23 protein-coding genes, 1 tRNA gene and 1 pseudogene are annotated in these 26983 nt (G+C 64.7%); 9 read left to right on the top strand and 16 right to left on the bottom strand.

All coding sequences use genetic code 11. The annotated features are described in order from the left end of the window. Window positions 1-85: 85 nt before the first annotated feature. On the bottom strand, window positions 86-913 hold the full coding sequence (locus NP80_RS06255; RefSeq protein WP_006412047.1) for an SDR family NAD(P)-dependent oxidoreductase: 828 nt from the start codon (window positions 911-913) through the stop codon (window positions 86-88). A gap of 186 nt (window positions 914-1099) precedes the next feature. Between NP80_RS06255 and NP80_RS06250 the strand changes: the two genes are divergently transcribed. From NP80_RS06250 to NP80_RS31700, 3 genes and pseudogenes are all read left to right on the top strand, one after another. Then, window positions 1100-1996 carry a helix-turn-helix domain-containing protein gene (locus NP80_RS06250; RefSeq protein WP_006399635.1) on the top strand — a complete coding sequence of 299 codons (897 nt, stop codon included), beginning with the start codon at window positions 1100-1102 and terminating at the stop codon, window positions 1994-1996. Between the two features lie 139 nt (window positions 1997-2135). Beyond that, window positions 2136-2288: pseudogene (locus NP80_RS31705) on the top strand (ISNCY family transposase); the annotation flags it as partial. Window positions 2289-2377: 89 nt separating this feature from the next. After that, on the top strand, window positions 2378-2725 hold the full coding sequence (locus NP80_RS31700) for a hypothetical protein (RefSeq protein ID WP_051003640.1): 348 nt from the start codon (window positions 2378-2380) through the stop codon (window positions 2723-2725). A gap of 252 nt (window positions 2726-2977) precedes the next feature. Here the strand turns inward: NP80_RS31700 and NP80_RS06240 are convergent, their stop codons facing one another. The 3 genes from NP80_RS06240 to NP80_RS06235 form a co-directional block, all read right to left on the bottom strand. Next, complete coding sequence (locus NP80_RS06240; protein WP_006403983.1) at window positions 2978-4279, bottom strand: MFS transporter; 1302 nt, start codon at window positions 4277-4279, stop codon at window positions 2978-2980. A gap of 724 nt (window positions 4280-5003) precedes the next feature. Beyond that, the gene (locus tag NP80_RS31385) at window positions 5004-5141 is read right to left on the bottom strand and encodes a hypothetical protein (RefSeq protein ID WP_006403985.1); all 138 of its coding nucleotides are present in this window, start codon (window positions 5139-5141) and stop codon (window positions 5004-5006) included. A 494-nt stretch (window positions 5142-5635) separates the two neighbouring features. Further along, window positions 5636-6292, bottom strand: coding sequence for a glutathione S-transferase family protein (locus tag NP80_RS06235; RefSeq protein WP_006412048.1), 657 nt, complete (start codon window positions 6290-6292; stop codon window positions 5636-5638). 219 nt (window positions 6293-6511) lie between these two features. On the opposite strand from NP80_RS06235, the gene NP80_RS06230 reads away from it, so the two are divergent. Beyond that, window positions 6512-7423 (top strand): LysR family transcriptional regulator, encoded by a 912-nt coding sequence (locus tag NP80_RS06230; protein WP_035948435.1) that lies wholly within the window; start codon window positions 6512-6514, stop codon window positions 7421-7423. A gap of 249 nt (window positions 7424-7672) precedes the next feature. Here the strand turns inward: NP80_RS06230 and NP80_RS31695 are convergent, their stop codons facing one another. The 9 genes from NP80_RS31695 to fdnG form a co-directional block, all read right to left on the bottom strand. Next, window positions 7673-8050, bottom strand: a complete 378-nt coding sequence (locus NP80_RS31695; RefSeq protein ID WP_226823160.1) for a hypothetical protein — start codon at window positions 8048-8050, stop codon at window positions 7673-7675. Further along, complete coding sequence (locus NP80_RS31580) at window positions 7998-8729, bottom strand: sugar phosphate isomerase/epimerase family protein (protein WP_226823162.1); 732 nt, start codon at window positions 8727-8729, stop codon at window positions 7998-8000. Before NP80_RS31580 ends, NP80_RS31695 begins: the two co-directional genes overlap by 53 nt. A 259-nt stretch (window positions 8730-8988) precedes the next feature. Continuing rightward, window positions 8989-9084, bottom strand: a tRNA-Sec gene (locus NP80_RS06215). A gap of 54 nt (window positions 9085-9138) precedes the next feature. Beyond that, window positions 9139-11064, bottom strand: coding sequence for a selenocysteine-specific translation elongation factor (selB, locus tag NP80_RS06210; protein ID WP_006412042.1), 1926 nt, complete (start codon window positions 11062-11064; stop codon window positions 9139-9141). Beyond that, window positions 11061-12500 (bottom strand): L-seryl-tRNA(Sec) selenium transferase, encoded by a 1440-nt coding sequence (selA, locus tag NP80_RS06205; protein WP_006412055.1) that lies wholly within the window; start codon window positions 12498-12500, stop codon window positions 11061-11063. Before selA ends, selB begins: the two co-directional genes overlap by 4 nt. A 139-nt stretch (window positions 12501-12639) precedes the next feature. Beyond that, window positions 12640-13575: a formate dehydrogenase accessory protein FdhE gene (gene fdhE, locus NP80_RS06200; protein ID WP_006412049.1), complete on the bottom strand. Its 936-nt coding sequence runs from the start codon at window positions 13573-13575 to the stop codon at window positions 12640-12642. 112 nt (window positions 13576-13687) lie between these two features. Continuing rightward, window positions 13688-14314, bottom strand: coding sequence for a formate dehydrogenase subunit gamma (locus NP80_RS06195; protein ID WP_006399622.1), 627 nt, complete (start codon window positions 14312-14314; stop codon window positions 13688-13690). Further along, complete coding sequence (fdxH, locus tag NP80_RS06190; protein WP_035487845.1) at window positions 14311-15225, bottom strand: formate dehydrogenase subunit beta; 915 nt, start codon at window positions 15223-15225, stop codon at window positions 14311-14313. Before fdxH ends, NP80_RS06195 begins: the two co-directional genes overlap by 4 nt. 10 nt (window positions 15226-15235) lie before the next feature. Beyond that, the gene (fdnG, locus tag NP80_RS06185) at window positions 15236-18307 is read right to left on the bottom strand and encodes a formate dehydrogenase-N subunit alpha (RefSeq protein ID WP_081000714.1); all 3072 of its coding nucleotides are present in this window, start codon (window positions 18305-18307) and stop codon (window positions 15236-15238) included. A gap of 155 nt (window positions 18308-18462) precedes the next feature. On the opposite strand from fdnG, the gene NP80_RS06175 reads away from it, so the two are divergent. From NP80_RS06175 to NP80_RS06165, 3 genes are all read left to right on the top strand, one after another. Further along, on the top strand, window positions 18463-19425 hold the full coding sequence (locus NP80_RS06175) for a YihY/virulence factor BrkB family protein (RefSeq protein ID WP_413927964.1): 963 nt from the start codon (window positions 18463-18465) through the stop codon (window positions 19423-19425). Between the two features lie 442 nt (window positions 19426-19867). Continuing rightward, window positions 19868-21025: a porin gene (locus NP80_RS06170; protein ID WP_035947072.1), complete on the top strand. Its 1158-nt coding sequence runs from the start codon at window positions 19868-19870 to the stop codon at window positions 21023-21025. A 288-nt stretch (window positions 21026-21313) separates the two neighbouring features. Further along, window positions 21314-21787 carry a VOC family protein gene (locus tag NP80_RS06165; protein ID WP_006410385.1) on the top strand — a complete coding sequence of 158 codons (474 nt, stop codon included), beginning with the start codon at window positions 21314-21316 and terminating at the stop codon, window positions 21785-21787. A gap of 189 nt (window positions 21788-21976) precedes the next feature. On the opposite strand, the gene NP80_RS06160 is transcribed toward NP80_RS06165, so the two are convergent. Then, window positions 21977-22420, bottom strand: coding sequence for an HU family DNA-binding protein (locus tag NP80_RS06160; protein WP_006399614.1), 444 nt, complete (start codon window positions 22418-22420; stop codon window positions 21977-21979). A 257-nt stretch (window positions 22421-22677) separates the two neighbouring features. On the opposite strand from NP80_RS06160, the gene NP80_RS06155 reads away from it, so the two are divergent. Then, the gene (locus NP80_RS06155) at window positions 22678-23796 is read left to right on the top strand and encodes an acyltransferase family protein (protein WP_006404000.1); all 1119 of its coding nucleotides are present in this window, start codon (window positions 22678-22680) and stop codon (window positions 23794-23796) included. Window positions 23797-24156: 360 nt separating this feature from the next. Here NP80_RS06155 and galU read toward each other — a convergent pair whose 3' ends face one another. Continuing rightward, entirely contained in the window at window positions 24157-25044 is an 888-nt protein-coding gene (galU, locus tag NP80_RS06150; protein WP_006399611.1) for a UTP--glucose-1-phosphate uridylyltransferase GalU, read from the bottom strand. A 229-nt stretch (window positions 25045-25273) separates the two neighbouring features. Beyond that, a complete protein-coding gene (locus NP80_RS31380; protein ID WP_006399609.1) occupies window positions 25274-25417 on the bottom strand; it encodes a hypothetical protein in 144 nt (47 codons plus the stop codon). A 211-nt stretch (window positions 25418-25628) separates the two neighbouring features. Between NP80_RS31380 and NP80_RS06145 the strand changes: the two genes are divergently transcribed. Continuing rightward, window positions 25629-26804, top strand: coding sequence for an acyltransferase family protein (locus tag NP80_RS06145; protein WP_045593511.1), 1176 nt, complete (start codon window positions 25629-25631; stop codon window positions 26802-26804). Window positions 26805-26983 lie beyond the last annotated feature (179 nt).

The raw sequence follows: 26983 nt of genomic DNA, 5'->3' as shown, positions 1-26983 counted from the left end.
TTCTCCTCCTTCCGATGGCCGTGCCGCTCGACCGCGCCGCGCATTCGCGGGCGGACTGGTGTCCGGCATGCGCCATGTCGTTGAATTACTTCGCGCCGGCTTCGTAGCCGGGCCGCGGAACCAGGTCCATCAGCATCGCGTCGAGGCCGCCGTCGACGACCAGCTCCGCACCGTTCACATAGGCCGCGCGCGGGCTGGCGAGAAACGCGACGACGTTCGCGATGTCGTCGGGACGACCGATGCGCCGGCTGGCGGTCATCGCGCTGCGGCGCGCCTCGATGTCGCCGTCCGCATAGAACGACTCGGACAGCGGCGTGCGGATCATGCCGGGGCACACGGTATTGCTGCGGATGCCGCGCGGCCCCCATTCGGCCGCGAGCTGGCGCGCCAGCATCGCGACAGCAGCCTTGCTCGCGCTGTACGCGCCGCTGTGCGTCTGCGGATGGCGCGCGGCGATCGACGCGACGTGCACGATCGCGCCCGCGCTGCGCGCGAGCATCGCGCGGCCGAACGCCTGCGAGCACAGCATGTAGCCGGTGAGGTTGACCTGCAGCATCGCGTTCCATGCGTCGAGGTCGATCGTCTCGATGCCGCCGGCACGCAACAGCCCCGCATTGTTGACGAGCACGTTCGCCGCACCGAGATCGCGCTGCACGTGTTCGACTGCCTGCGCGATGCTCGCGCAGTCGCCGATGTCGCATGCGATCGCGACGACGTCGCCGCCGCTGCCGCGCAGCCGCTCGGCCAGCGCGATCGTACGGTCCGCCTCGCGGTCGAGCAGCGCGACGCGTGCGCCGGCCTCGACCAGCGTTTGCGCGATCGACGCGCCGATGCCGCCCGCCGCACCCGTCACGACGCATACCTGCCCGCCGAGCTGAAGCCAGTCCGGCCGGTGATTGCCTGTCTCCGACATATGATTCGTGATCCTTTCTAATGGATAGGGATATATTCCGGTGTATCCGCATGGATGGTTTGGCCACGGCCTCGATACGTGATGCATGGGCCGTGCCGGTGAGAAAAGTATAGAAGCGCGTCACGCGCGAAAACTGGACAAACGCATCAGGCAACAGGACAATTTGTACACAGGAGGCCAGTCGACATGAGGAGAATCCCTAACTACGATCTGTATGGCGAATCGGCCCGCCCGCCTTGGTACGATGCGTTCAACTTCGAATGGATCCCGGAGCGCAGCCGGCCCAACGACTGGCATATCGCCGCGCATCGGCACGATGCGCTATTGCAGATTTTGTACATTCGCGACGGCAGCGGGCATGTCGTGATCGAGAGCGAAAAGCACCCGTTCGCGCCGCCGTGCCTCGTGCTGCTGCCCGCGCAGACCGTGCATGCGTTCGAGTTCTCGCCGGAGATCGACGGCCTCGTGATCACCGTCGCGCAACGTGCGCCCGACGCACTGCTGAAGGTCGTCGCGCCCGGCGTGCTGCCGGTCCTGCAGCGTGCCGCGGTGATTCCGGTCCGGGGGCCGGACACGAGCGTGTCGATGCTGATGCCGCTTTTCTCGCTGCTCGAACAGGAATTCCGCGGCGCGTCGCGCGGCCGCGGCGCCGCCGGCATGGCGCTGCTGGTCGCGCTGCTCGTGCATGTCGCACGCCTGAGCGATCTCGCGGCGGCGCCGTCGCATGCGCTCACCGACCGGCGCGGCACGCTGCTGCGGCGCTTCCACGCGCTGATCGCCGCGCACTTTCGCGAGCACCAGCCGGTCGAGTTCTACGCGGAGCGTCTCGGCGTGACCGCTGCGCAGCTCGCGCGCGTCTGTCGCGAGGAACTGGGCATCTCGACGACGGCCGTCATCAACGAGCACCTGATTCGCGAAGCACAGCGCGACCTCGTCTATTCGAACCTGAGCGTCAAGCAGATCGCACACGAAATGGGCTTCGTCGACAGCGCGTACTTCAGCCGCTATTTCCGCAAGCAGACCGGCCTGACGCCGGGCGAGTTCCGCTCCTCCGCACATCGCGACCTGATGCTGGGCTCGTAGCGAATGACCGATACCGCCCAACGGCAAACGTCATATTCCTGACCAGCTTCTACAAATAGACTCTGCATGCCTAAATGTATGGATTCGCTGGATTCGTGAACACACTGCTTCAATTTGGCTTTGCAGTGGCTTCGTGGCTGCGCACCTGACGCTGCAGGACCGACTGGTGAAGGAGATGCGCTTACGCGGCATCAGTACCGTGGCAGATGCCAATGCTTATGCTCCCTCCTTCATCGCCATGTATAACTCGCGCTTCGCCAAGCGGCCGCGCAGCGACTTCAATGCGCACCGGCCGCTGCGATCCGACGACGATCTGGATCTGCTGCTGACCTGGCGTGAGACACGCCGGGGAATCGGGCGTGGATACATCGGGACGTCGAGGTGTGGGAATACCCGGATGGGCGCATCGAGATCCGAGCAGCCGGTCAGATACTGGCAGCCCAGTCCTATGACCGGATGGCGGAGATCGATCAAGGTGCGATCGTCGACCACAAACGGCTGAGTCACGCGTTGCAAGTGGCGCAGGCGTTTCAGGCGCAGCGCGACGACGGCCGGCGGATCGGGACCGCACCGTCGCGAACGCATCGACGGCTTCCGGTGCGGGAGGGCGAAGCGCAACCCGGCACAAGGAAACCGCGCCGCTTCACAGCCGCTGACATGGAGATGCTGATTCTGGAGGTCGCCTCAAAGCCAGGAGTTGAGCAGCGGTCTGCGAAGGCCCGCGGATGAACGCAAGCGCCCTGCTGCTTCCGGCTCGGCGCTTCAACGTTAAGAACGGAAAGGCCAATGAAATGTGCGACATCTGTATTTATCCGGCGCTGCGCCATCTGAATCCGTATGACACGAGCGCCCACGGTGCCGGCGTCCGCTATTCACAAACGTTGCGCGAAGGACGAGCGCCGGTTTGTATGCACCCGGCCGCGTCGGCCTTGCTCACGCGCCGAACTTCCGCACTTGCCCGTCGGTAGCTAAACACAGCAATTACTGCGGGGCTCGTGCGTCCGGAGCACAAACACAATTAGCCTCCTGCACTGCCGCGTGGGTACTGGGGGTGACCTCAGACAGATCCTTACCACGAGTCTCCGGCAGCAACAGCGCCGCTATCACAACAAGCAGATAGGACGCACACGCACAAAGACCCATCGCCACTCCAAGATCAAGGTGTGCACTGACCACGCCGACAATGGCTGGCATCACGGCGCCGATCGCGCGCCCGGCGTTGCCGCAGAGCCCTTGTGCTGAAGCGCGGATCCGGGTGGGGAACAGTTCTGCGAGGTAGGCGCCGGTGCCCGCTGCGGTGCCGGACTGCAGCGTACCGAGCACGAACCCAAGCAGCAGCGTGACGGGCAACGTCAGTGGCGCAAGTGTGTAGGTCGCAACCGCAATCGCCTGCAGACAAGCGATCACGACAAAGGTGTGGCGTCGTCCGAAACGGTCTGCCATCCAGCCGTTCAGGAAAGCGCCCGAGAACGAGCCGAGAATGTTGATCGCGAGATAGCCACCAACATTCGTGATCGACAAATGCAACACAAGCTTCAGATACGCTGGCAACCACGTAATCATGACGTAGTTGCCGCCATAAATCCCGAACGTCAGAAGAATCGCCTTAAAAGTCGTTGTGCGGATTGGACGGTCAAAGACGGCCCATACGGGCGGCGTATCGTTGGGGCGTGCGAGCCGGGCGCGCGTGAATGCGGGCGCCTCTTTGATATAGCGCCGGATCCACAGTACTAGCAGGGTCGGGACGAGCCCAATCGCGAAGAGCACACGCCACGCGACCGACTGCCCCAGTGTGCTGAACACGAGTGTCGACAGCAGTACCGCGACGCCGTATCCGACGGCCCAACCGGCCTGCAGCGAACCGACTACGCGCCCGCGCACCTGCGGGCGGATGGTCTCGCTGATCAGCACAGCGCCCACTGCCCATTCGCCGCCGAAGCCGAGCCCCTGTAGACTGCGTGTGATCGTCAACTGCCAGAACGAATCGGTGAATGCAGACAGCAGCGTGAATGCCGAGAACCACAGAATCGTGATCTGCAGCACGCGCACGCGTCCATACCGGTCGGCTAGTATCCCCGCGATCCAGCCGCCCAGCGACGCCATAATCAGCACCGTGGTGCCGAGGAAGCCGGCTTGGCCGCGCGTCATGCCCCACAGCGCGATCAGGGTCGGGATGGCCAGTGCGTACATCTGGGTGTCCATCGCGTCGAGTCCCCAACCGCTGAAGCATGCCCAATACGTGCGCTTCTCAGACTGGCTGAGGTCGGTGTACCACTTGAACATCTTCTGTCTCCGGTGCGTATCTGCGATGCGCCCTCATGGCGCGGACTAATCGGCAACGCCCACGAGCTGTCATGTGCGTTCACGAACCGCCCTGGTCGGTGGCAAGCTGTGTCGCGACTGTTCGTTGGGTTGCTGAGGCGCAGTCGATACATGCTTCAGCCATCTGCTGCCCTGAACAGCCCGGAGTCTGGATAGCGAGTCGTGACGCGCCAAGTAGGGGTTAACCATGGAACGATGGAGCGTTTGGTGCCTGAAGCGCATACCCCGGCAGCGTTTGCGCCCGTCACTCCTGCGTCGTTATCCGGTCGCGGGACCGATTTTCTACTAAGCCCGGCTGCCCACTCATGTGGCCATGCGATAAATAAATTGGATGCCCTTCTCAGGGATTTGCATGACGTTCTCGATGCTCGCGCCCGCCAGGGACCACGTCCGCGCCGGCGTTTCGGCGCAGGCCAAGCAGCCGCGTGCCGGTGCTAACCTGCGCTTTGACGTCCGGCATCGCGCTCACCCGGAAAATCGCTCCACGAGGCGATTCCGCTCAGGGGCACGGCGCTGACGACGGCGCGCGCGCCCTCGTCACGACAGTTCGAGCGCAATCGTCCGCGAGGCTGTACGGTCCGATGGTCATGGGGTGTCCGGCTCGACTCAACATCCGATGCGCACCTACGGTTCGACCGGCGACTACGTCAACTTCCAAGGCGCGGGACAGAAGCCGCTCGGTTAATTAAATCTTATTGAAGAAACCGAGCAGCAGAAAAAGCAAGGCCAACTCGAGCAGCTCGCCGAGGACGCCGGGGAACACGGCATCACTGAAATCGAACTGCTGCGCGTAACTGGCTTCGTACGGGAGAAACGACGACACGCGCCCTGCGACATTTCATACAGGACTCGAGCGCCCGAAATCATGACCTTGCCGCGTTCCGAATAGCCGAAGCGGCTCTGCATCAGTGCGCCGTCCGCGGAAAACCGAAAACAATTGGCACCTGCTTGAAGAAGGGCAGATTGCAATTGAGGACGCCCTGCGGCTTCATGATCAGCAATTGGCGACCGTCCCGTCTCGCCTCGTGGCGTCTGCCCAGGCACGGATCATTGAATTTCTCGCGACCGCAGCGCTCTGTCCTTTCGGACGATAGCGGGCCCAGGATTCGACCGTTCCGCTTGTTTTGACTGCCAGCGTCAATGCAATTTGAGCGAATGGAGGACGACAAACCTGCCGACTCAGCATGTCGCTGCATCGGCGGCGTCTGATGAGGAAAAGCGCTCCTTGGACCGGTGGCGCCGCTGCAGCATCCGACGAGATCTACGCCGAATATTCCGAATGGTAATCGTCCACCCAGTCGGGCGGACATGATCGCATCACTGTCCCGCCAGCACACCATTCATACGCTCGTCCACCTCCCGCTTCGTCACTGCCCAAGCGGGAACGGTATCGAGCAGCCGCTGTTGCCACGCCACAAGGTTCGGGAATTCAGAGAACGGCACCTTCGTGCGTGCTGACTGCGAAAAAGGCGCCGCAATGTCTATGTCGGCGAGCGTAAGGCGCTCGCCAATGATGAATTGCCGCTCCGCCAGGTGAGCGTCGAGCACGGCGGCGGCGGCCCGAATCTTGGCGAAGGCCAATCGAACGATGCTCTCATCTTCGGGCTGGCCCATGAAACGCTTCCCGATTCGTTCATCAAACGTGAGCGTACCGAATATCCTCCATTGCTCCCCCGACCAGAACATCCACTGCAAGATTTGGTAGCGCTCAGCAGGAGTGGTGCCGAGCAACTCTGAGCCGACCGTTTCGGCAAGGTAAATGTTGATCGCCGACGCCTCGTAAAGAACAACATCGCCGTCCACCATCACCGGCGTCAGCCCATGAGGATTGAGCTTTAGAAATTCCGGCGTATGACTCTCGCCCTTGAAAAGGTCGATGTACACGCGCTCGATGTCTATGCCCATGATCGCGGCTGCCGACGTGACGCGACGCAGGCTCGCTGATCCGGGATCGCCGTAAATCTTGATTGCCATAACCCTTCCTTTTTCAGTTCACGCCCCCTATCGGGCCACGAAAGGACTATACACATTCCAAGATCGAATGAGATTGACAAAATCCTAATACCACTTATTCTTACCGAGAATCGATAAGACGTCGTGCTCGATCGCCCGCGGTTTGGATTTGTAGCGACTCATGGTTGAGCTGGCGAAGCGTCAGCCGGGAAGCCGGTGCTTTTTTGCGAGTTGAAAGTAGTGGACAAATTAGACGCAATGCGGATGTTCGTTCGCGTTGTCGAAAGCGGGAGCTTTTCGCAGGCGGCACGTGATTTAAACGTCAGCCAGCCGACAGTCAGCAAGCAGGTCGCTTCGCTCGAAGCACGGCTCGGGACACAACTTCTTGCGAGAAATTCCCGCGCTCTTGCTGTGACGCCCGCGGGACAAGACTATTACGAGGCCGTATCCCGTATTCTTCACGATCTCGATTTTGCCGAAGAGACGGTCCTTGAGGGGCAGTCTGCCCCGTCAGGGCTCGTTCGCGTGACCGTGTCACCGGCCTTCGGGCGAATGTTCGTTATCCCACGGCTATCGGACTTTAGAAATCGTTTCCCGGGCGTCACAATCGAAATGGAAGTCTCGGGGCGGCACGTTGACCTTATAGAAGAACGCATAGACGTCGCAATCCGCATCGGCCGGCTTTCGGACTCAACACTCGTCGCCACGCGCATTGGCGACATGCGGATGATAACCATAGCCTCCGCCGGCTATCTTGCCCGACACGGCACGCCACAGACACTAGACGAACTCCTCACCCACCAGCGTATCGGCTACGTCTATCAAGGGGAGGTCGTCGGATGGGGTTTCGATGTGGACGGCCGCCAAGTCACCGTCGATGGTGCGGGGGCATTCCGCACCAACGACGCCGAACATGTCCGCAGTGCGGTTCTTGCGGGCCTCGGTATCGCCCACCATGCGAGTTGGTTGTTCACGGAGGAGTTGGCCTCCGGCGAGGTTGTACAAATTTTGGATAAGTATATGCCACTGCCTTTTCCGATTAACGCTGTTACCGTTGCTGGGCGACGTATGCCCTCCCGAGTGCGGCACTTCATCGATCTCCTCGCCGCGATCTGCGCTGAGGAGCCGGAATTGAGGATAACCGACGGTTAGCAGTTCATGGAGAACGCGGCTCAGCTCGCCTCCGACTTTGCGCGCACCGGGTCGAAACGAGACGCGACCTGCGAGCCTCTGCAACTCTAGCGGCCTCGCGTCGTCGCCTCGATTCCGCCGCGATCATGGAGAATCGCGGCAAGATCCTGTCCGACGATGCTCCGGTTGACCCGCATGTGAATCTCCTCTGCATTGCCGCGCAATTCGTCATTTCAGGTGCCGTCTCACGCGGGTCGGCGGGGGTGTAGCCTACCCGCCCGACGCGCGCTCAACCCCGTGCGATAGCTCAATGCCGCGCCGCTCGCAGATTTGCGTGATATGCGCCGCTGAATCCTGGATGAACGACACCGCAGCGGCATAACCAAAGGACTGCTGCAGATAACTGGGATAGCCGTATTGGGTTCGCTCATATTCCTCCCAGTCACACACCTCGCCCGAAGCTATCCTTGCCTCGTAGCTGTCGACCATCGCAAAATAGACTTCCAGCTCGGTGGCGTCCAGATCCGGGTGCCCCGCGCGCCAGACAGGATCGTCGATTTGAATGCACTGGCGCGGATTGGCTTCGCGCCGCTTGTCATCGGTCGACTGGGCGACTTCGAGCGACAGATTTAGCCCCCGGATTGGCATCGGCCAGGATCGGAATGATCGTCTCGAAATCGACGATTCCTTCTCCGCAACGACGCGTCTGGAAATCGAGGCCGCCCGGCGCGCGCGCGACGTACGCATCCTTGATATGAGTCTGACGCACATGGGGTGCCAGGCGCCGCGCGGCGAACACCGGGTGCTCGCCGCGTTGCAGCACATTGGCGGTATCGAACACCACCCCGGTGCAATCGGCGCCTACGCGCTCGATCAGCCGCAAGATTTCGAACGAAGTAATTTCGTCGTGGGTCTCGATGTTCAGGTGGGTCCCATTCGCGCGCGCGGCCGGGGCAAGCTTGTGCAGCACCTTCTCGATCGCGAGCAGTTGCTCGTCCCAGGTCACGTCGGTCCGAAATCGATCGACTGCCAGACGACCTCGAAAAGCTGGCTTGAAGTTGCCCGGCGAGACCCACAGCTCGTGACAGCCGATCGCCGCGCTAGCCTCGATCATGCGAACGCAGCCGGCAATGATGTCGCCATTCCCAATGGCACGCAGTTCCGGCGCTTCGGCGCTGCAGTAGGGATTGATCTTGCCGATCCCAGCCTCGATATACAGACCAAGTGCGTCAGCCTTCGCGCGAATCTCCCACAGCAGGGCAGCGACATGCCCAGACCTGCCCCGGGCGGGCCACGTCACCGGCCCGAATTCCTCCAACCCGTTCAATCTCTTGTCGTCCTGCCGACTCTGCCTCTTGATAACCGGGACATAGTTCCAGCCATAGCGCCGATCGGCAATTTTTGCCCATTCTTTTTCAGTGGTTGAGCATGTACTGCAATTCCGTTGCGTTCGCGGCTCGAGTTGACAAGGGAGTCGATTTGCAGATCGGTAACGTACTTGCCGAGAGCGGTTTCACTCTATTGCCTAAAATCAGCGATCTAGAGGACATCAACGGAAGAGGTCGGAATAGCCGGAACGGCCCTTATGGCGGAAGGCAGCCAGAGTCGAACTGACCCGGGAGTGTCTGACACCCCCAACCGGGTTTGAAGCCCGGCCGTACCACCGGATACGAATGCCTTCCGCGGAGAAAAGAACCCGCGCAACCCACCGGCGCGACGCACCGGCCGACCATCACCTATGCGTGACTACCGGCCCACCCGCTGTCCGTACGCAGGAAGTGAAGATCGCGGTGGAAGCGAGTATACCCAACGCGATCGAAGAACTCGAGAATCTGGATTGCACGCTTGCGGCCGAGCCCCGTCGCGTCGCGAAAGGTCGCCGCATCGACGGCGCCGCCGCACGAATCCACGAGATGCGCGACGAGCCGCGCAAGTTCGCGCAATACGTCCGCGTGATAGAACAGATCGCGTACGACCTGATGCACGTCGCCGCGCCGCGCGAGCTTGCGCAACAGCGTGCGCACGTTGTCCTCCGCCACACCGGTATCGCGCGCCATGTCGCGCACCCACGGCGGATCGAAACGGCCCGCATGCAGCAGCGGCAACAACTGCTGCGCCAGCACTTCGTCGCGCGTGTCGAGATTGACCGTATGCGACGGTAGATGCAGCCACGGCCCGCTACGCGCGAGCTCGCCGCCGTCGACGAGCGCATCGACGAGCGCGCGCCACAGCGTATCGCCGGCAAGCGGCACGGCCATCCGTCGCAACCGCCCCGCATCGAGGCCCTGCTCGTCCGGCATGCGTTCGTGATATGCGCGCAGCGTGTCGATCGCACGCGCCTGCAGTGCGCGCCAGTGCGCGCGCGAGATCACCGTGCCGTCGTTCGACGCGCGGTCGCGCTGGCCGACCGACAGCGCGTCGTCGGGCAGCGGCAGCACGTCCGGCGCAAAACCGGTCAGATGCGTGAGCGTCGCGCGCGCGATGCCGAGCGGCGCCTGCGCGAGCAGCGGCTCGAGCCGCCGCGCGTCGAGCCACGCGGCGAGCGCATCGAGCCACGCAAGGCGCGCCGGCGTGCGACGCTTGCGCGCGGGCCCGAACGGATCGAGCACGCGGCCGCCGCCGACGGTACGCGTCGCCTGCGCATTACGCACGATGAAGCGGTCGCCGGGCAGCGCAAACACCGGCTCGTCGAATACGAGCTGCACGCGCATGCGCTGGCCGGCGGCCAGCGTGTCGCCGTCGAGCAGCGCGACGTGCGCCACACGATGCAGCGTGCCGAGATGCACGTGCAGCGGCGACCAGTGCGTGAGCGTCAGGCCGGCATCGTCGACGAGCGTCAGTTCGACGTCGACGCGCGGCGACGTCGCAGCCAGCCGCGCGTCCGCGACGGTATCGCCGCGTTCGATGTCGGCCTTGTCGATGCCGGCGAGATTCAGCGCGCAACGCTCGCCCGCGCAACCGGCGTCGACCGGCCGGTTCTGCGCATGGATGCTGCGCACGCGCACATCGCGCGCAGTGCGCGCGATCGCGAGCGTGTCGCCATTTTTCACGCAGCCCGCGAAGGCCGTGCCCGTCACGACGGTACCCTGCCCGGCCAGCGTAAACACGCGGTCGACAGCAAGCCTGAACAGCCCGTCGTCGCGGCGTGCGCGCCAGGCAAGCGCGGCGTCCGCGAGGTGCCGCTTCAGCGCGGCGACGCCCGGATCGTCGGCGACGGTCGCACGCGTCTCGAAGATCGGCGCACCGGCCAGCGTCGAATCGCGCAGCCAGCCGTCGATCTCGTCGCGCACCTGCGCGATGCGTGCGGCTTCGACGCGATCGCACTTCGTCAGCGCGACCGCGCCATGCGCGACGCCGAGCAACTGCACAATGGCGACGTGTTCGCGCGTCTGCGGCATCACGCCGTCGTCGGCGGCAATCACGAGCAACGCGAAATCGATTCCGCACGCGCCGGCGGCCATCGTATGAATCAGCTTCTCGTGGCCCGGCACGTCGATCAGGCCGAGCACGTCGCCGTTCTCGAGCGGCGTATACGCATAGCCGAGCTCGATCGAAATGCCGCGTGCCTTCTCTTCCTTCAGACGATCGGTGTCGACGCCGGTGAGCGCGCGCACGAGCGTCGTCTTGCCGTGGTCGATGTGTCCTGCGGTGCCGACGATCATGCAGCGGGCTCCGCAATTCGCGCGCATTGCGCGACGAACGCCGCTTCGTCCGCGGCTTCGAGGCAGCGCAGATCGAGCCGCAGCGCGTTGTCGGCGACGCGGCCGATCACCGGGCGCGGCCATTCGCGCAACCGCTTCTCGAGCTGCGCGAGCGCGCGACCGCTGCGCTTGCCGTCTGCCGTGCGCACGACGAGCCCGGCGCTCGGCAACTGATCGACGGGCAGCGCGCCGCTGCCGATCTGGCTGAACATCGGCTCCACGTCGACCGCGTAGCCGGCGCCGAGCGCGGCCTGCAAGGCCGGGCGCACGCGCTCGGCCGCGTCGGCGATGTCGCGCTGCGCGCGCGTGAGCAACCGCAGCGTCGTCAGCCGTTCCTGCAGAAACTCGGGCGCCTGATAAAGCCGCAGCACGGGTTCGAGCGCGGCCAAGGTCAGCTTGCCGACGCGCAGCGCGCGCTTGAGCGGATGCTTGCGGAGTTTGTCGATCAGCGCACGATCGCCGACGATCAGGCCGGCCTGCGGGCCACCGAGCAGCTTGTCGCCGCTGAACGTGACGAGATTCGCGCCGGCCGCGACGGTTTCCTGCACGGTCGTCTCGTGCGGCAGCCCCCACTGCGCGAGATCGGCGAGCATGCCGCTGCCGAGATCGACCGCGACGGGCAGCCCGTGTGCGCGCGCGAGCGGCGCCAGTTCGGCGAGCGTGGTTTCCTTCGTGAAGCCGGTGACCGCGTAGTTGCTGCAATGCACCTTCATCAGCAGCGCGGTGCGCGGCCCGATCGCGCCCGCATAGTCGTGCAGATGCGTGCGGTTCGTCGTACCGACCTCACGCAGCTTCGCGCCGGCGCGGCTCATGATGTCCGGAATGCGGAACGCGCCGCCGATCTCGACGAGCTCGCCGCGCGACACGACGACTTCGCGCTTCGGCGCGAGCGCCGCGAGCGTCAGCAGCACGGCGGCCGCATTGTTGTTGACGACGGTGGCCGCCTCCGCGCCGGTCAGCTCGCGCAGCAGCGCGTCGACGATGTCGTCGCGATCGCCGCGGCGCCCGCTCGCGAGATCGAACTCGAGCGTCACGGGCTGCGTCAGCGCTTCGACCACCGCGCGCACCGCTTCGTCCGGCAGCAGCGCGCGCCCGAGGTTCGTGTGCAGCACGGTGCCGGTCAGGTTGAACACGGTGCGCAACGCATGCGCGCTCTGTGCGGCGAGCGTCTGCGCGACGGCCGCCGCAATGCGCGCCTCGTCGAGCGGTTCGACGGCGGCCGGATCGCGCTGGGCGGCGCTGCGCCAACGTTCGAGCTCGGCACGTACCGCGTTCAGCACGCGCGTGCGGCCGTAGTCGGCGAGCAGCGGCTGCAGCGGCGCAGACGACAGCACGCGCTCGACCGACGGCACGCGCGCGAGCACTGCATTCAATTCGTTCAGACCGGAATCGGACACGTGACGGAGCTTCCTTGTCGATAAAGAGGCGCGCATCGACGCACGCGCGAATCGGCCGCGCATGCGCGAACGCGCGCCGGGGCCCGGCGCTTCGCGACGGACGACCGCAGCGCAGACACCGCGCCGTGCTGCCGGCCGATCAATCGGCCTCCCGGGACAGATCGGGCCACAGCAGCGGATTGGGCGAACTGCGGCGATAGCCGGCGTCGCTCATCAGCAGGTCAAGCGTGAGGCTCGCGAGATCGTCGGCCAGCGGTTCGAACTCGTAGTCCTTTTCCTGATAGCCGATTTTCCGATAGGTCTTGCACTCGTCGCACGACTCGGCCTTCAGCGCGTCGCTGCCGCCTTCGACGCCGTGATACGCGATGCCCTTCGTCGAATCGCAGTTCGAGCATTTGGTGCGCACCATGTGCCACTCGGTCGCGCACAGTCCGCACTGCAGGAAACGGTAGCCCTGGACCTGTCCGCCTACGCGGATCACGCTCGCGACGGGGTGCGTGCCGCACACCGGACACAGCCCCGGCTGGTCGAGATACGGCGCGTCGGCGGCCGCGACGCGGCTCGCGACGTCGGTCCACACGACCTGCAGCGCCGCCATCAGGAACGGTGCGGTGGCCGGATCGACTTCCGCGAAGCGCAGCGCGAGCACCGCGTCGGCTTGCGCATCGAGTTCCGCCGGCGACATCAGCCGCAGCCGGTCGAGCAGCTTCGCGAGCGACGGGTTCACGAGCCCCGCGCCCTCGACGCGGTCGAGCAGTTCGTACAGCACCGCGCGCCATCGCGGATCGCGCTCGACACCGAGCGCCGGCACGATCGGCATCGAATGCTGCTGCGCGCGCGCGATCGCGTCGGACGTCGGCAGCGGCGCGTGCTGCGATTGCAGCATCGCGTGTTGCGCGTCGGCGACCGTCGCCATCAGGCGCAGATAACCGGCGATCGGGTTCAGATCGGCGAGCTTGCGCAGCCGCGTCGCGCGCGCGGAAAACACGGCGTCGCGCTCCGGCAGCCGGAAACGCGGGATCGCGGAATGATCGAGGGCCGAGATCTCGGTCGGTTCGAGAATACGTTGTGTCACGAAAGTGTCTTCCAAAAAAACAAGCGCCGACGCATCGGCGCTTTCAGGCGATTCCGGCCGCTGACGGATCGGCGCTGCCGAAACGACCGGCGCACCACCCCGTTCCCCAGCGCTACTTCACGCTTTCACGGAACCATTTCGGGTGGTGCTTGCGCGCCCAGCCCAGCGTGACGGTGCCGCGCACCATCGCGCCGATCGAGCCCTTCACCCACAGTGCCGCATAAATGTGCACGATGATGCTCGCGATCAGCACGAACGCCGCCACCGCATGCACGACGGCCGCCGCACGGATCACCCCGATCGGGAAGTAGAACGAGAAGTAGCGCCGCCAGATCACGATCCCGGACAGCAGGAGCAGCAGCAGGCACGCCACCAGCGTGAAGAATAGCAGCTTCTGGCCGGCGTTATAGCGGCCGACGGGCGGCAGCCGGTCCTCGCGGTTCGCGACGACGTCGTCGATCTGCCGGATCCATTGCCGGTCGTCCGCGTCGAGCAGATTGTGGTGCCAGAACCGCACGACGAGCAGCGCGAACGACACGAACATCACGAGGCCGACGAACGGATGCAGGATCCGCGTCCATTGGCCACCACCGAACAGCGCGGTCAGCCAGAACATCGACGGATGAAACAGCGCGAGCCCGGACAGCGCGAGCAGCACGAACGTGATCGCGGTGATCCAGTGATTCGTGCGCTCGTTCGCCGTATAGCGGACGATCAGGTTCGGGTCGTCGTGCTTCATTTCGCGTCCTCCTTGATGCGTCGCGCCTCGTCGCGGGCGGCGGCTTCCTCTTCGTCGGTCACCTCGTTCGGGCCGACGCGCACGTAGTGGAAGAAGCCGGCCAGCGCGGTCAGCGCGAGGCCCGCCACCGCCAGCGGCTTCGCGATGCCCTTCCACAGCCGCACCATCGGGCTGATCGACGGATTGTCGGGCAGCCCGTGATACAGCGACGGTTTGTCCGCATGGTGCAGCACGTACATCACGTGCGTGCCCCCGACGCCCTGCGGGTCGTACAGCCCCGCATGCTCGAAGCCGCGCTCCTTCAGGTCCTCGATCCGCTCGGCTGCGTGCTGCTTCATGTCCTCCTTCGTGCCGAACACGATCGCGCCGGTCGGGCAGGTCTTCACGCAGGCCGGCTCCTGGCCGACGGCGACGCGGTCCGAACAGAGCGTGCACTTGTAGGCGCGATGATCCTTCTTCGAGATCCGCGGCACGTTGAACGGGCAGCCGGTCACGCAGTAGCCGCAGCCGATGCAGTTCTCCTCGTGGAAATCGACGATCCCGTTGTTGTACTGCACGATCGCGCCCGGCGACGGGCACGCCTTCAGACAGCCCGGATCCTCGCAGTGCATGCAGCCGTCCTTGCGGATCAGCCATTCGAGGTCGCCGTGCGGGTTCTCGTATTCGGAGAACCGCATGACCGTCCACGAATGCTCGGTGAGGTCGGCCGGATTGTCGTACACGCCGACGTTGGTGCCGATTTCGTCGCGCAGGTCGTTCCACTCCATGCATGCCGTCTGGCATGCCTTGCAGCCGATGCACTTCGATACGTCGATCAGTTTCGCGACGCTTCCGGTCACCGGTTCGCGCGCCGTGGGCGGCGGCGTCGTGGTGGCCGATACGCGCTTGATGTCCAGCGATTGCAATGCCATCTCGTCCCCCTTACGCCTTTTCGACCTTCACCAGAAACGACTTGAATTCCGGTGTGTACGAGTTGCCGTCACCCACGGACGGAGTCAGCGTATTGGCGAGATAGCCGGGCTTCGCCAGCCCCTTGAAGCCCCAGTGCAGCGGCACGCCGACCGTCTGGACCTTCTTGCCGTCGACGGTCAGCGGCTTGATCCGCTTCGTGACGAGCGCCACCGCGACGATGTAGCCGCGCTTGGACGACACCTTCACGCGATCGCCGTGCGCGACGCCGACTTCCTTCGCGAGGTCTTCGCCGATCTCGACGAATTGCTCGGGCTGGATGATCGAATTCAGCCGCGCGTGCTTGGTCCAGTAGTGGAAATGCTCGGTCAGCCGGTAGGTCGTCGCGACGTACGGGAAATCCGCCACCTTGCCGAACGAAGCGCGATCGTCCGCGAACACGCGGGCGGCCGGGTTGTTCAGCGCCTGCGGGTTGTCCGGATGCAGCGGATTCGCGGACAGCGGCGTCTCGAACGGCTCGTAGTGCTCGGGGAACGGGCCTTCGTTCATCTGCGCGCGCGCGAAGAAGCGCGCCACGCCTTCCGGGTTCATGATGAACGGCCCCATCCCGTTTTCGGGCGGCTCGTCGGCCTTGAAATCGGGCACGTCCGCGCCGGTCCATGCCGTGCCGTTCCACGCGACGAGCTTGCGGGTCGGATCGAACGGCTTGCCGGCCAGGTCGGCCGACGCGCGGTTGTACAGGATCCGCCGGTTCGCGGGCCATGCCCAGGCCCAGTTCAGCGTCTGGCCGATGCCGGTCGGATCCGAGTTGTCGCGCCGCGCCATCTGGTTGCCGGCCTGCGTCCACGCGCCGCAGAAAATCCAGCAGCCGCTCGCGGTCGTGCCGTCGTCCTTCAGCTGCGCGAACGCGGCAAGCTGCTCGCCCTTCTTCACGAGCACCTTCGACGGATCCTTCGGATCGGGTAGATCGGCGAGCGCGCGGCCGTTGAACTCCTTCGCGAGCTCTTCGGGCGTCGGGCTTTCCGGATCCGCGTACGGCCACGAGAGGTTCACGATCGGATCCGGATACTTGCCGCCGTCGGTGCGGTACATCTGGCGCAGCCGCACGAACAGCCCGGCCATGATCTCGAGATCGCTACGCGCCTCGCCCGGCGGCTCGGCGCCCTTCCAGTGCCACTGCAGCACGCGGCTCGAACTGACGAGCGAGCCGTTCTCCTCCGCGAAGCAGGTGGTCGGCAGCCGGAACACCTCGGTCTGGATCTTCGACGGATCGACGTCGTTGTAGTCGCCGTGCGGCTTCCAGAACTCCGACGTTTCGGTCGCGAGCGGATCCATGATGACGAGCCACTTCAGCTTCGCGAGTGCCTGCGCGGTCTTCACCTTCGCGGGCGCCGCCGCGAGCGGATTGAAGCCCTGGCAGATGTAGCCGTTCATCTTGCCGGCGTGCATCAGCTCGATCGTCTGCAGCAGGTCGTACTGCTTGTCGAGCTTCGGCAGGTAGTCGTACGCCCAGTTGTTCTCGGCGGTCGCCGCGTCGCCCCACCACGCCTTCATGAAGCTGACGTGGAACGCCTTGTAGTTCTTCCAGTAGCTGAGCTGGTTCGGGCGCAGCGGCTTTTGCGCGCGCTTGTCGATATACGCGTTGAAATCCTGCTCGCCCTGCATCGGCAGCGTCATGTAGCCGGGCAGCAGGTTCGACATCAGCCCGAGGTCGGTCAGCCCCTGGATGTTCGAGTGCCCGCGCAGCGCGTTCATCCCGCCGCCGGCGATGCCGATGTTGCCGAGCAGCAGCTGTACCATCGCGCCGGTGCGGATGATCTGCGCGCCGATCGAGTGATGGGTCCAGCCGAGCGCGTACAGCACGGTCGCCGCGCGGCCGGGCACGGCCGTCGTCGCCAGCATCTCGCACACCTTCAGGAACTTCTCCTTCGGCGTGCCGCAGACCTGTTCGACCACTTCCGGCGTATAGCGCGCGTAGTGCTGCTTCAGCAGGTTGTAGACGCAGCGCGGATGCTGCAGCGTCGGGTCGACCTTCACGAACCCGTCGTCGCCGCGCTCGTAATCCCAGCTCGACTTGTCCGGATACGCGTGCTTGTCCGCATCGTAGCCGGAATAGAGACCGTCGTTGAACGCGAAATCCTCACGCACGATGAACGTGAAGTCCGTGTAGTGCTTCACGTACTCATGCTGGATCTTGTCGTTCGTCAGCAAATAGTTGATCACGCCGCCCAGGAACGCGATGTCGGTCCCGGTACGGATCGGCGCGTAGTAGTCGGCCACCGAGGCCGTACGCGTAAAGCGCGGGTCGACGACGATCAGCCGCGCCTTGCGGTGCGCCTTCGCTTCCGTCACCCATTTGAAACCGCACGGATGGGCCTCGGCTGCATTGCCGCCCATCACGAGAATCAGATCCGCGTTCTTGATGTCGACCCAATGGTTCGTCATCGCTCCACGGCCAAACGTCGGGGCAAGACCTGCCACCGTCGGGCCATGTCAGACACGCGCCTGATTGTCGAATGCGAGCATCCCGAGGCTGCGGACAGCCTTGTGCGTCAGATAGCCGACTTCGTTGCTGCCCGCAGACGCGGCCAGCATGCCGGTCGTGAGCCAGCGGTTGACCTTGGCGCCGTCTTCGGTCGTCTCGACGAAGTTCGCGTCGCGGTCGGCCTTCATCAGCTTCGCGATCCGGTCGAGCGCGTCGCTCCACGAGATGCGCTCCCACTTGTCCGAGCCGGGCGCGCGGTATTCCGGGTGCGTCAGGCGGTTCGGGCTGTGGATGAAGTCGATCAGGCTCGCGCCCTTCGGGCACAGCGTGCCGCGATTGACCGGATGATCGGGGTCGCCCTCGATGTGGATGATGCTCGACTGCGCGTTCTTCGCGCCGTCGCCCAGGCCGTACATCAGGATGCCGCAACCGACTGAACAGTAAGGACAGGTGTTGCGCGTTTCGACTGTGCGCGCCAGCTTGTACTGTCGGACTTCGGCAAGCGCTTCGGACGGAGAAAAGCCCATCAGGGCCAGGCTCGATCCGGCAAGCGACGTTGCCGTCACCTTCAGGAACTGGCGCCGGGACATATGTAGCATGGTGGTCTCGGCGTTATTGTGGGGTAGGAAGCTCAAAGCAATTATAGACACTTCGCAAACTTCGCAACTATGTACGGCTCTTCGGATCAATACTTGAATCCCGATCAATGCGATTGCGACGCACCGGCGGGGCGCCGGACGTCGCCACGACCATCATGAAACGACCGATCACTTCCGAGGCCACGCGGCTCGCGCAGCGTCAGGCGAACTGGGCACTGACCGCGTTCAAGCGCTTTTCGTCCGACCGCTGCTCGTCGATGGCGGCCGGCATCGCGTTCTTCTCCGCGTTCTCGCTCGCGCCGACGCTCGTGATGGTGATCGCGGTGGCCGGCTGGTTCTACGGCGACGAGGCCGCGCGCGGCCAGGTGTTCGAGCAGGCGCATCAACTGATCGGCGACGACGCGGCGGCCAGCATCCAGACCATCGTGCAGAACGCCCACCGCGCCGGCGAGCGCGGCGGCATCGCGACGCTGATCTCGTTCGCGGCGCTCGCGATCGGCGCGTCGGCGACGTTCGCGTCGCTGAACACGGCGCTGAACGTGATCTGGCCGGCGACCGAAAGCCGCTGGTCGAGCGTACTCGGGCTCGTGCGCGTGCGGCTCGTGTCGTTCGGGCTCGTGCTCGGCGTCGCGTTCCTGCTGATCGTGTCGCTCGTGCTCGACACGGCGATCACGTTCATCGGCACCTGGCTGCTCGGCGATTCGCCTTACGTCGTGGTCACGAACGTGCTGCAGCTCGTCGTCGGCGTCGCGGTGCTCGCGGGCGCGTTCTCCGCGCTGCTGAAATTCCTGCCCGACGCGCACGTCGCATGGCGCGACGCCGCGGTCGGCGGAATCGTGTCGGCGATCCTGTTCTCCGGCGGCAAGAAGCTGTTCGCGCTCTACCTCGCGCGCGCGGGCACCGCGAGTGCGTTCGGTGCGGCGGGCTCGTTCGCGGTGCTGCTGATGTGGCTGTACTTCTCCGCGCTCGTGCTGCTGCTCGGCGCGGAATTCTCGGCTGCGCGCGGCGAGGCATATCGGCGCACGGATGCGACGGCGCGCGATGCGGCGGCGCCCGACGCAACGGCGCGCGATGCGCGAGCCGCTCGCGCACCGGGCGAGCGCACGCGCGACGATTGACCGGCGCTCCGGCGTAGCGGCCGGCACGCGATTACGCCGGCGACGCGCGGTCGTGCAAGCGGTCGCGCTCCTCACGCCGATCTTCCCTTTCCTGCGATGCGTTTTTGTTCAGCCGATAGGCACGTCGCGCTGGCGCGGCACTTGCATGCGCAACGCTGCAATCGCAAACGTTTGCACACCCCGATTTCAGTGCGCGGTGCCGCCAAATCACGCGTCATGTTGTGGCGACCACCACCCTCCGCAACAATCGCAGCGCAGCAAATGTCAACTATTTCAAAAACAGGAACAGTTAGCGATGTGCTTGAAATATATGGACTTTTCGTTGGTGTGATCTTTTCGAGACACTTTATTTTTTAGTCTTTCTTGCCTGTATGGCACTGAGCTATTCTCCAATCCGCAACAAATAACGAATCACGAATCACTTGCGTGGAGATACTCAACGATGAAGAAACTTGCTCTCTCGGCCCTCTCGCTCGCCCTGCTGGGCGCCGCTGGCGCTGCACAGGCTCAATCCAGCGTGACGCTGTACGGCGTGATCGATACGTCGATCACCTACGTGCACGGTAACGCAGGCCAAGGCAACAACTCGTGGTCGATGGGCAGCGGCAACCTGCAAGGCAGCCGCTGGGGCCTGAAAGGTGCCGAAGATCTGGGCGGCGGCCTGAAGGCAATCTTCCAGTTGGAAAACGGCTTCAACTCGGCAAACGGCGCACTGGGCCAAGGCCAGCGCATGTTCGGTCGCCAGGCTTTCGTCGGTCTGCAAAGCAACCAGCTCGGTACGCTGACGCTGGGTCGTCAATATGACCCGCTCGTCGACCTGGTTCAGGCTGTGACGGCCGACAACTATTTCGGCAGCGTCTTCGCTACGCCGGGTGACGTCGACAACAACGACAACAGCCTGCGCGTCAGCAACGCGATCAAGTACACGTCGCCGGTCTGGGGTGGCCTGCAGTTCGAAGCGATGTACGCACTCGGCGGCGTCGCCGGCGCGACGGGCAAGGGTCAGACGTGGGCCGCAGCTGCTGCCTACAACAATGGCCCGCTCGGCCTGGCTGCCGGTTACTTCCACGCGAACAACGCGTCGGCACTCAGCGCCACCGGCACGCGCACGGGCTGGACCGGCACGTCGGACGCAATCTTCGACGGCGATGGCAACTTCATCAACAACGCGTTCACGTCGTCGACGTCGATCGGCATCGCCCAAGCGGCGGCCCAGTATGCGTTCGGCCCGGTGACGGTCGGCCTCGGCTACAGCAACGCGCAGTACAAGGCGGATGCGAACTCGGCGTTCGGCACGAACCAGAAGTACAACACCGGCCGTGCATTCGTGACGTATCAGGCGACGGCACCGCTGCTGCTGGGCGTCGGCTACATCTACACGAAGGCAAGCGGCGACAACGACGCGAAGTACCACCAGGTCTCGCTCGGCGCCGACTACTCGCTGTCGAAGCGCACCGACATCTACCTGGTCGGCGCGTACCAGCACGCCAGCGGCCGCAACGCGGACGGCACGTCGGCACAAGCGTCGATCGGTTCGTACGGCATCGCCGGCAAGAGCTCGCAAGAGATCGTTGCCCTCGGCCTGCGCCACAAGTTCTAAAAACGACGTATCCGGCGTACAGCGCGTTTCGACGCGCTGCCGCCGAACTGAAAAGCCAGTCATCGGTTTCGGCCGCGACTGGCTTTTTTTCGTCCACCGGGCGGCTCGTGCGTCGATTCCGCTGCCCGCGTGCGCCGGCACGACGCTCGGGCGTCGATCGCACTGTCGGGCCAGCCGATACGGTGCGAAGATGGCTCGCTGCGGCATGTCGATTTCGACAGTCGTCGACCGTCGTTCCAACGGAGGCGCGCCGTTTGCGTCGACCCCAACCTGACAAGGAGATTCGCGATGACGATTCAGAAGATCACGCCGTTCCTCTGGTACTCGACCGAAGCCGAAGAAGCCGCGGCGTTCTACGCATCGATTTTCCCCGACTCGCGCGTCGTGCGTGTCACCGCAGTGCAAGGTACCGGCGGCACGCGAATGGTCGAGTTCGAGCTGTTCGGGCAGCCGTTCATCGCGATGAGCCACGAGCGGACCGAGTCGTTCAATCACGCGATTTCGCTAATGGTGAGCTGCGCGGATCAGGCCGAGCTCGACCGCTACTGGCACGCGCTGCTCGACAACGGCGGCGCCGCCGACGCCTGCGGATGGCTGCGCGACCGCTACGGCGTGTCGTGGCAGATCGTGCCGGCCGAACTGATTCCAATGATGGCCGATCGCGATCCCGTGAAGGCCGGGCGCGTCGCGAGCGCGATGATGCAGATGATCAAGTTCGACGTCGCCGCGCTGAAGGCGGCCTATGCCGGCACGCCCGCGTAACGTACGGCACGCGGCGGCCGACGCGCGATACGCGGTTGCGACTGCGGTCGCGGCTGCGGCTGCGGCTGCGGCTGCGGCTGCGATTACGGCACCCGCGGCGCAATAAAAATCCCCGCGCGCTTTCGCGGGCGGGGATCTCGTCGGACAGTGCGACGGCGGCCGGCCGCAGCCGGCTGCCGTCGCGCGGCATTACGCCGCTGCGTCCTTCAGCTTCTTCAGCGCACGTGCCTTCACGCGCACCGTAGCCGGCTTGGCCGGGAACCAGCGCTCTTCGCCGGTGAACGGATCCTTGCCGAAGCGCTTCTTCTTCGCCGGCACGGCTTGCGCCGTAATCTTCAGCAGACCCGGCAGCGTGAACTCGCCCGCGCCCTTCTTGTGGATCGAGCCCAGCACGACGTTCTCGAGTGCGGCGAGCACTGCCTTCACTGCCTTCACTTCCACGGCCGCGCGCTCAGCGATGTGCGCTGCGAGCGACGCCTTCGTGAACTTGTCCTTCAGCGGCGTCGGAGCGGCGGGCGCCTTCGCGACGGCCTTCTTGGCCACTACTTTCTTCGCGGGCGCTGCTTTTTTGGCAGCCACTTTCTTGGCCGGTGCGGCAGCCTTCTTGGCCACCTTTTTTGCGGAAGTCGCCATGTTTCTCCTACCAGGTGTGGTCGTTGGATACACGAAGCACGCGACGCGCGCGCTTCAACGCCGGATTCTACAAGCGCCTCGACGCTTCGTGCAGTACTTTTATGCGTTTTCGCGGGGTTTCCCGCAGGTTTTGTTGCGCGCCGCCGACTCCGACGACGCGCGAACGCAGCAAAACACCTATACGTATGCGTCCGCACGCGAATTACGTTCGATATTTGCGCGCCTATACTGACCTCGCTCAACGCCCGGATGTCTTCATGCGCGAAGTCAGATACGTCAAAGGACTCGACGGCCTGCGAGCCATCGCCGTCATCCTCGTTTTCCTGTCCCACAAAGGCCACGTGCTCGCCGTCGACGTCGGCAAGCTCGGCGTGTGGACGTTTTTCCTCATCAGCGGATACCTGATCGTCGGCGAGCTGCATCGCAACCGGCAGGCGGTCGAGCGCGCCGCGATGACGCGCCGGCATGCGCTGGCGCTGTTCCTCGCCAAACGCGCGCTGCGCATCTTTCCCGTCTACTACCTGCTGCTCGCCGCGCTCGCGATCGCGCACGCGCTGTTCTATCAGCGCGACGTGAATCTCGGGCTCGCGTGGCACGCGGCGTTCCTGTCGAATTACTGGATCGGCGTCGTGAAGGACGGCTGGCCCGGCTCGACGTCGCACTTCTGGAGTCTCGCAGTCGAGCAGCAGTTCTATCTGATCGCGCCGCTCGTGCTGCTCGCGGTGCCGGCCGCGCGACACGTCGCGCTCGGCATCGCGGCCATTGCGCTCTGCGCAGCCGCGCATGTCGCGCTGTATCTGTGCGACGCGTCGCCGGTGCTGATCTACGCGTTTTCCCCGTGGAATTTCGCGTTGATCGCGCTCGGCGGCGTCGGCGCGATGATGCTCGCCGACCGCGGCACACGCGACGCGCCGCGCATCGCGCCCGGTTGGCTCGGCGCGGCCGGCGTCGTGTTCTTCCTCGCGCTGCCCGCGTGCGCGACGCTGTCCGACGGCGTCGCGGCGCTCGCGGATCTCGGTCTGTCGGCGTCGCTCGGCGCGCTGCTGCTGTGGATCGTCACGCGCCCCGATCATCCGGTCGTCGCGCTGCTCGACTGCGCGCCGCTCGCATATCTCGGCACGATCAGCTACGGCTTCTATCTCTTCCACAACCTGATTCCGGCACGCATCGGCGTGATGCCCGCGCTCTACGCGCACCTGCACGTGCCGCAAGCCGTGCGGACGGTGTTGCCCGAAATGCTGCAGTTCGCGCTCGCGACGCTGCTCGCGCATCTGTCGTGGCGCTACCTCGAGAAACGGCTGCTCGAATTCAAGAAGCCGATCGCGGCGCACCTCGCGCGCCGCTTCGTCGTGCCGGCCGGGACGTCCGCGCGCTGACGGCGTCGGTACGTACACGGCGACGTGCCGGTGGGCGTTGGGCGTTGGGCGTTGGGCGTTGGGCGTTGGGCGTTGGGCGTTCGGCGTTCGGCGTTCGGCGTGAACCGCGAGCCATGAGCCATGAGCCGTGTGCTGTGCGCCCTTCGCATTGAGCCGTGAGCCGTGAGCCGTTGCACCGCTACTCCGCTACTCCGCTACTCCGCTGCGCCCGTACACCAGCGCATCATTCCACCCCGACCGCTGCACCGACCTGCAACCGCACGCGCCGCACACCCCGCACACGCAAAAAAGCCCCGGACGCCGAAGCGGCCGGGGCCAACGGAACAACCACCACCTGAAACGGCAGCGCTGCGCGGAGACTTATGCGACGGCAGCCAGCGCGGGCAGACAGGTACGCAGATACGCTTCGAATTCGCGGCTGACTTCCGGATGCTGAAGCGCAAGCTCGACCGTCGCCTTCAGATAGCCGAGCTTGCTGCCGCAGTCGAAACGCGTGCCGTAGTAGCGATACGCCAGCACCTGCTCGTTCGCGAGCAGCGACTGGACGGCGTCCGTTAGCTGCAGCTCGCCGCCAGCGCCCGGCTTCAGCCGCCGCAGGTGGTCGAAGATCGTCGGCATGAACACGTAACGGCCGACCACGCCGAGGTTCGACGGCGCATCTTCGGGCGCCGGCTTCTCGATGATGCCGGACAGCTTGATCACGTCCTCTTCCCACTCGCGGCCTTCGATCACGCCGTACGAGCGGCTGTCCTCGCGCGCGATCGTCTCCACGCCGATCACCGAGCTGTGATAGTGATCGAATACGTCGACGAGCTGCTTGAGCACGGGCTGCTCGCCGTGCAGCAGATCGTCCGCGAGAATCACCGCGAACGGCTCGCCGTGCACGAGCTTCTCGGCGCACAGCACGGCATGCCCGAGCCCGAGCGCTTCCGGCTGGCGCACGTAGAAGCAGTCGACATGGCTCGGCTTGATGCTGCGCACGAGCTCCAGCAGCTTTTCCTTGCCGCGCGCCTCGAGCTCGGCCTCGATCTCGTACGACTTGTCGAAATGATCCTCGATCGCGCGCTTGCTGCGGCCCGTCACGAAGATCATCTCGGTAATGCCGGCGTTGATCGCCTCCTCGACCGCATACTGGATCAGCGGCTTGTCGACGACGGGCAGCATCTCTTTCGGGCTCGCCTTCGTTGCCGGAAGGAACCGCGTGCCGAGACCGGCGACGGGAAACACGGCCTTGTTGACTTTCAACATGTTCGCATCCTGATTGCATTGATTGCGCCGCGTCGCTCCGCGACCCGGCGCGATTGTTTTCAGAACGGCATATCGGGAATCGCCGCTACCGCCCATTCCCTGCCATTCGCTTTCGATATGGACCGGTTGCCCATGATTTCCGGTAAATCGATCGCCATTTGAAGCGGTCGATATTGCCGAATCGATTGCCGAAGCAGAAACAAATTACCGATCGGCCGGATACAAATGGTTACGATTCGAATTCCTCGATAAGCGGCACGCCGCCGCGCTCGAGGCCCGGCCGAATCGGTTCGTTCTTCAGCGCCTCGCGGTACGCCGACAGCACGGCCATCACCAGCAGTACGCCGGCGCTCGCGATCCAATGCATGTCCATCTTGCGCTCCTTGCATCAATCAACTGGAGCTTCAAACTATCAGAAAAAAATCGGTAAATAATTTACCCGGCACCGGCCGCGCCTTTCAAGTCCCTGTAAATCCACATGCTGAAATAACGCGATTTTCGATCGCGATTTTTTTATTCATTGATCGAATTCTTGCGGATTACGATTGGATCGTCCCTTCATCCGTCGCAAGGAACCGAATCGCATGCAAGCTTTCAGCGGATCGTCTTTCGCCGCCCCACCCGTCGCCGATCGCAAGGAGCACGTGATCGACGCCATGCGCGGCTTCGCGGCGCTGCTCGTCGCATATTTCCACTGCCGGCAGGTCGTGTGGGTCGGCATGCAGAGCTTCCATCGCGCTTACGGTCACGCGCTCGACCCGAGCGTGATCGTCGGCTATCTGACCTTCCCGTTCGCGTGGGGCTCGGCCGGTGTGCCGATCTTCTTCGTGATCAGCGGCTACTGCATCCATCGCAACGCGGCGCTGAAGCTCGCAGCCGATCCCGGCTACCGGTTCGACGTGCCGAACTTGTGGGCGCGGCGCTTCGCGCGCATCTATCCGGTGTTGCTCGCCGCGCTGCTGCTGACGCTCGCGCTCGACGCGATCAGCCTGCAGATCCAGCCGGTCAGCCACAAGATCCGCGACATCGGCGTCGCGGCGTTCCTCGTGAACCTGTTCTCGCTGCAAGGCGTCGCGGGCTACACGTACGGGTCGAACGGCGCGCTGTGGACGCTGTCGCTCGAAGTGCAGTTCTATGCGATCTATCCGCTGCTGTTCGCGGTGCGCCGGCGCGTCGGCATGCCGGCGGTCGTCGCGGCCGTCGCGCTCGTCAACGTCGTGTCCGCATGGCTGCTCGAACGGCACGACCTGCAGTTCTTCACGTCGTACTGGCTGTCGTGGACGATCGGTGCCTGGATCGCAGACGTGCGCGCGCAACCGGCGCGCGGCGCGGCCGCCGTGCCGTCGCGCGGCTGGTACGGCGCGGCCGCGCTGCTGCTCGCGGCCGGCTGCGGCGCGTTCCATTTCGGGCAGTACGGCGCGTTCCAGCTGTGGGCGGCCGGCTTCGCGTGCTTCCTGTACCGCGCGCTCGCGTGCCCGCCGCGGCCGACGCTGCCGCTGCGCGTGCTCGGCTGGTTCGGCGATTTCAGCTACTCGCTGTACCTGATCCATCTGCCGCTGTTCGTCTGCCTCGGCTCGGTGCTGTTCCGCTCGCAATTGCAGTTGTCGATCTGGCCGTCGTTCGGCTTCATCGCCGTCGCGATTCCGGTCGCGTATCTGTTCTACCTGCTGTTCGAACGGCCGGCGATGCGCTGGTCGGCAAGCCTGAAGCCGACGCGCACCGCACGCGTCGTCGCCGCGGCGCCCGAACGCGCCGCCTGAACACACCGGCGCTCCGCGCATCGGCGCGCACGTTTCCCGCACCCCGCGTCGCATGCAACGGCGCGGGCTTTTTATCGCCCGGTGCCCGGTGCACGGTGCACGGTGCACGGTGCACGGTGCACGGTGCACGGTGCACGGTGCACGGTGCACGATCCAACCGATCGCGCCTGCGCTAGCCT

The sequence above is a fragment of the Burkholderia multivorans ATCC BAA-247 genome (assembly GCF_000959525.1).
In the GTDB taxonomy this organism is placed as follows: domain Bacteria; phylum Pseudomonadota; class Gammaproteobacteria; order Burkholderiales; family Burkholderiaceae; genus Burkholderia; species Burkholderia multivorans.
Note: the sequence above shows the minus strand (reverse complement) of the source record. Positions and strands in the feature narration are given on the sequence as shown.

What these genes read in the sequence shown, in the direction of transcription:
- NP80_RS06155 (WP_006404000.1), top strand. Translation starts at nt 22,678, where the DNA reads ATGCGCGAAGTCAGATACGTCAAAGGACTCGACGGCCTGCGAGCCATC.
- NP80_RS31695 (WP_226823160.1), bottom strand. Translation starts at nt 8,050, where the DNA reads ATGCCAATCCGGGGGCTAAATCTGTCGCTCGAAGTCGCCCAGTCGACC.
- selB (WP_006412042.1), bottom strand. Translation starts at nt 11,064, where the DNA reads ATGATCGTCGGCACCGCAGGACACATCGACCACGGCAAGACGACGCTC.
- galU (WP_006399611.1), bottom strand. Translation starts at nt 25,044, where the DNA reads ATGTTGAAAGTCAACAAGGCCGTGTTTCCCGTCGCCGGTCTCGGCACG.
- NP80_RS06235 (WP_006412048.1), bottom strand. Translation starts at nt 6,292, where the DNA reads ATGGCAATCAAGATTTACGGCGATCCCGGATCAGCGAGCCTGCGTCGC.
- NP80_RS06250 (WP_006399635.1), top strand. Translation starts at nt 1,100, where the DNA reads ATGAGGAGAATCCCTAACTACGATCTGTATGGCGAATCGGCCCGCCCG.
- NP80_RS06170 (WP_035947072.1), top strand. Translation starts at nt 19,868, where the DNA reads ATGAAGAAACTTGCTCTCTCGGCCCTCTCGCTCGCCCTGCTGGGCGCC.
- NP80_RS06195 (WP_006399622.1), bottom strand. Translation starts at nt 14,314, where the DNA reads ATGAAGCACGACGACCCGAACCTGATCGTCCGCTATACGGCGAACGAG.
- NP80_RS06240 (WP_006403983.1), bottom strand. Translation starts at nt 4,279, where the DNA reads ATGTTCAAGTGGTACACCGACCTCAGCCAGTCTGAGAAGCGCACGTAT.
- NP80_RS06165 (WP_006410385.1), top strand. Translation starts at nt 21,314, where the DNA reads ATGACGATTCAGAAGATCACGCCGTTCCTCTGGTACTCGACCGAAGCC.
- NP80_RS31380 (WP_006399609.1), bottom strand. Translation starts at nt 25,417, where the DNA reads ATGGACATGCATTGGATCGCGAGCGCCGGCGTACTGCTGGTGATGGCC.
- NP80_RS06175 (WP_413927964.1), top strand. Translation starts at nt 18,463, where the DNA reads ATGAAACGACCGATCACTTCCGAGGCCACGCGGCTCGCGCAGCGTCAG.
- fdxH (WP_035487845.1), bottom strand. Translation starts at nt 15,225, where the DNA reads ATGGCATTGCAATCGCTGGACATCAAGCGCGTATCGGCCACCACGACG.
- NP80_RS06255 (WP_006412047.1), bottom strand. Translation starts at nt 913, where the DNA reads ATGTCGGAGACAGGCAATCACCGGCCGGACTGGCTTCAGCTCGGCGGG.
- NP80_RS06145 (WP_045593511.1), top strand. Translation starts at nt 25,629, where the DNA reads ATGCAAGCTTTCAGCGGATCGTCTTTCGCCGCCCCACCCGTCGCCGAT.
- NP80_RS06160 (WP_006399614.1), bottom strand. Translation starts at nt 22,420, where the DNA reads ATGGCGACTTCCGCAAAAAAGGTGGCCAAGAAGGCTGCCGCACCGGCC.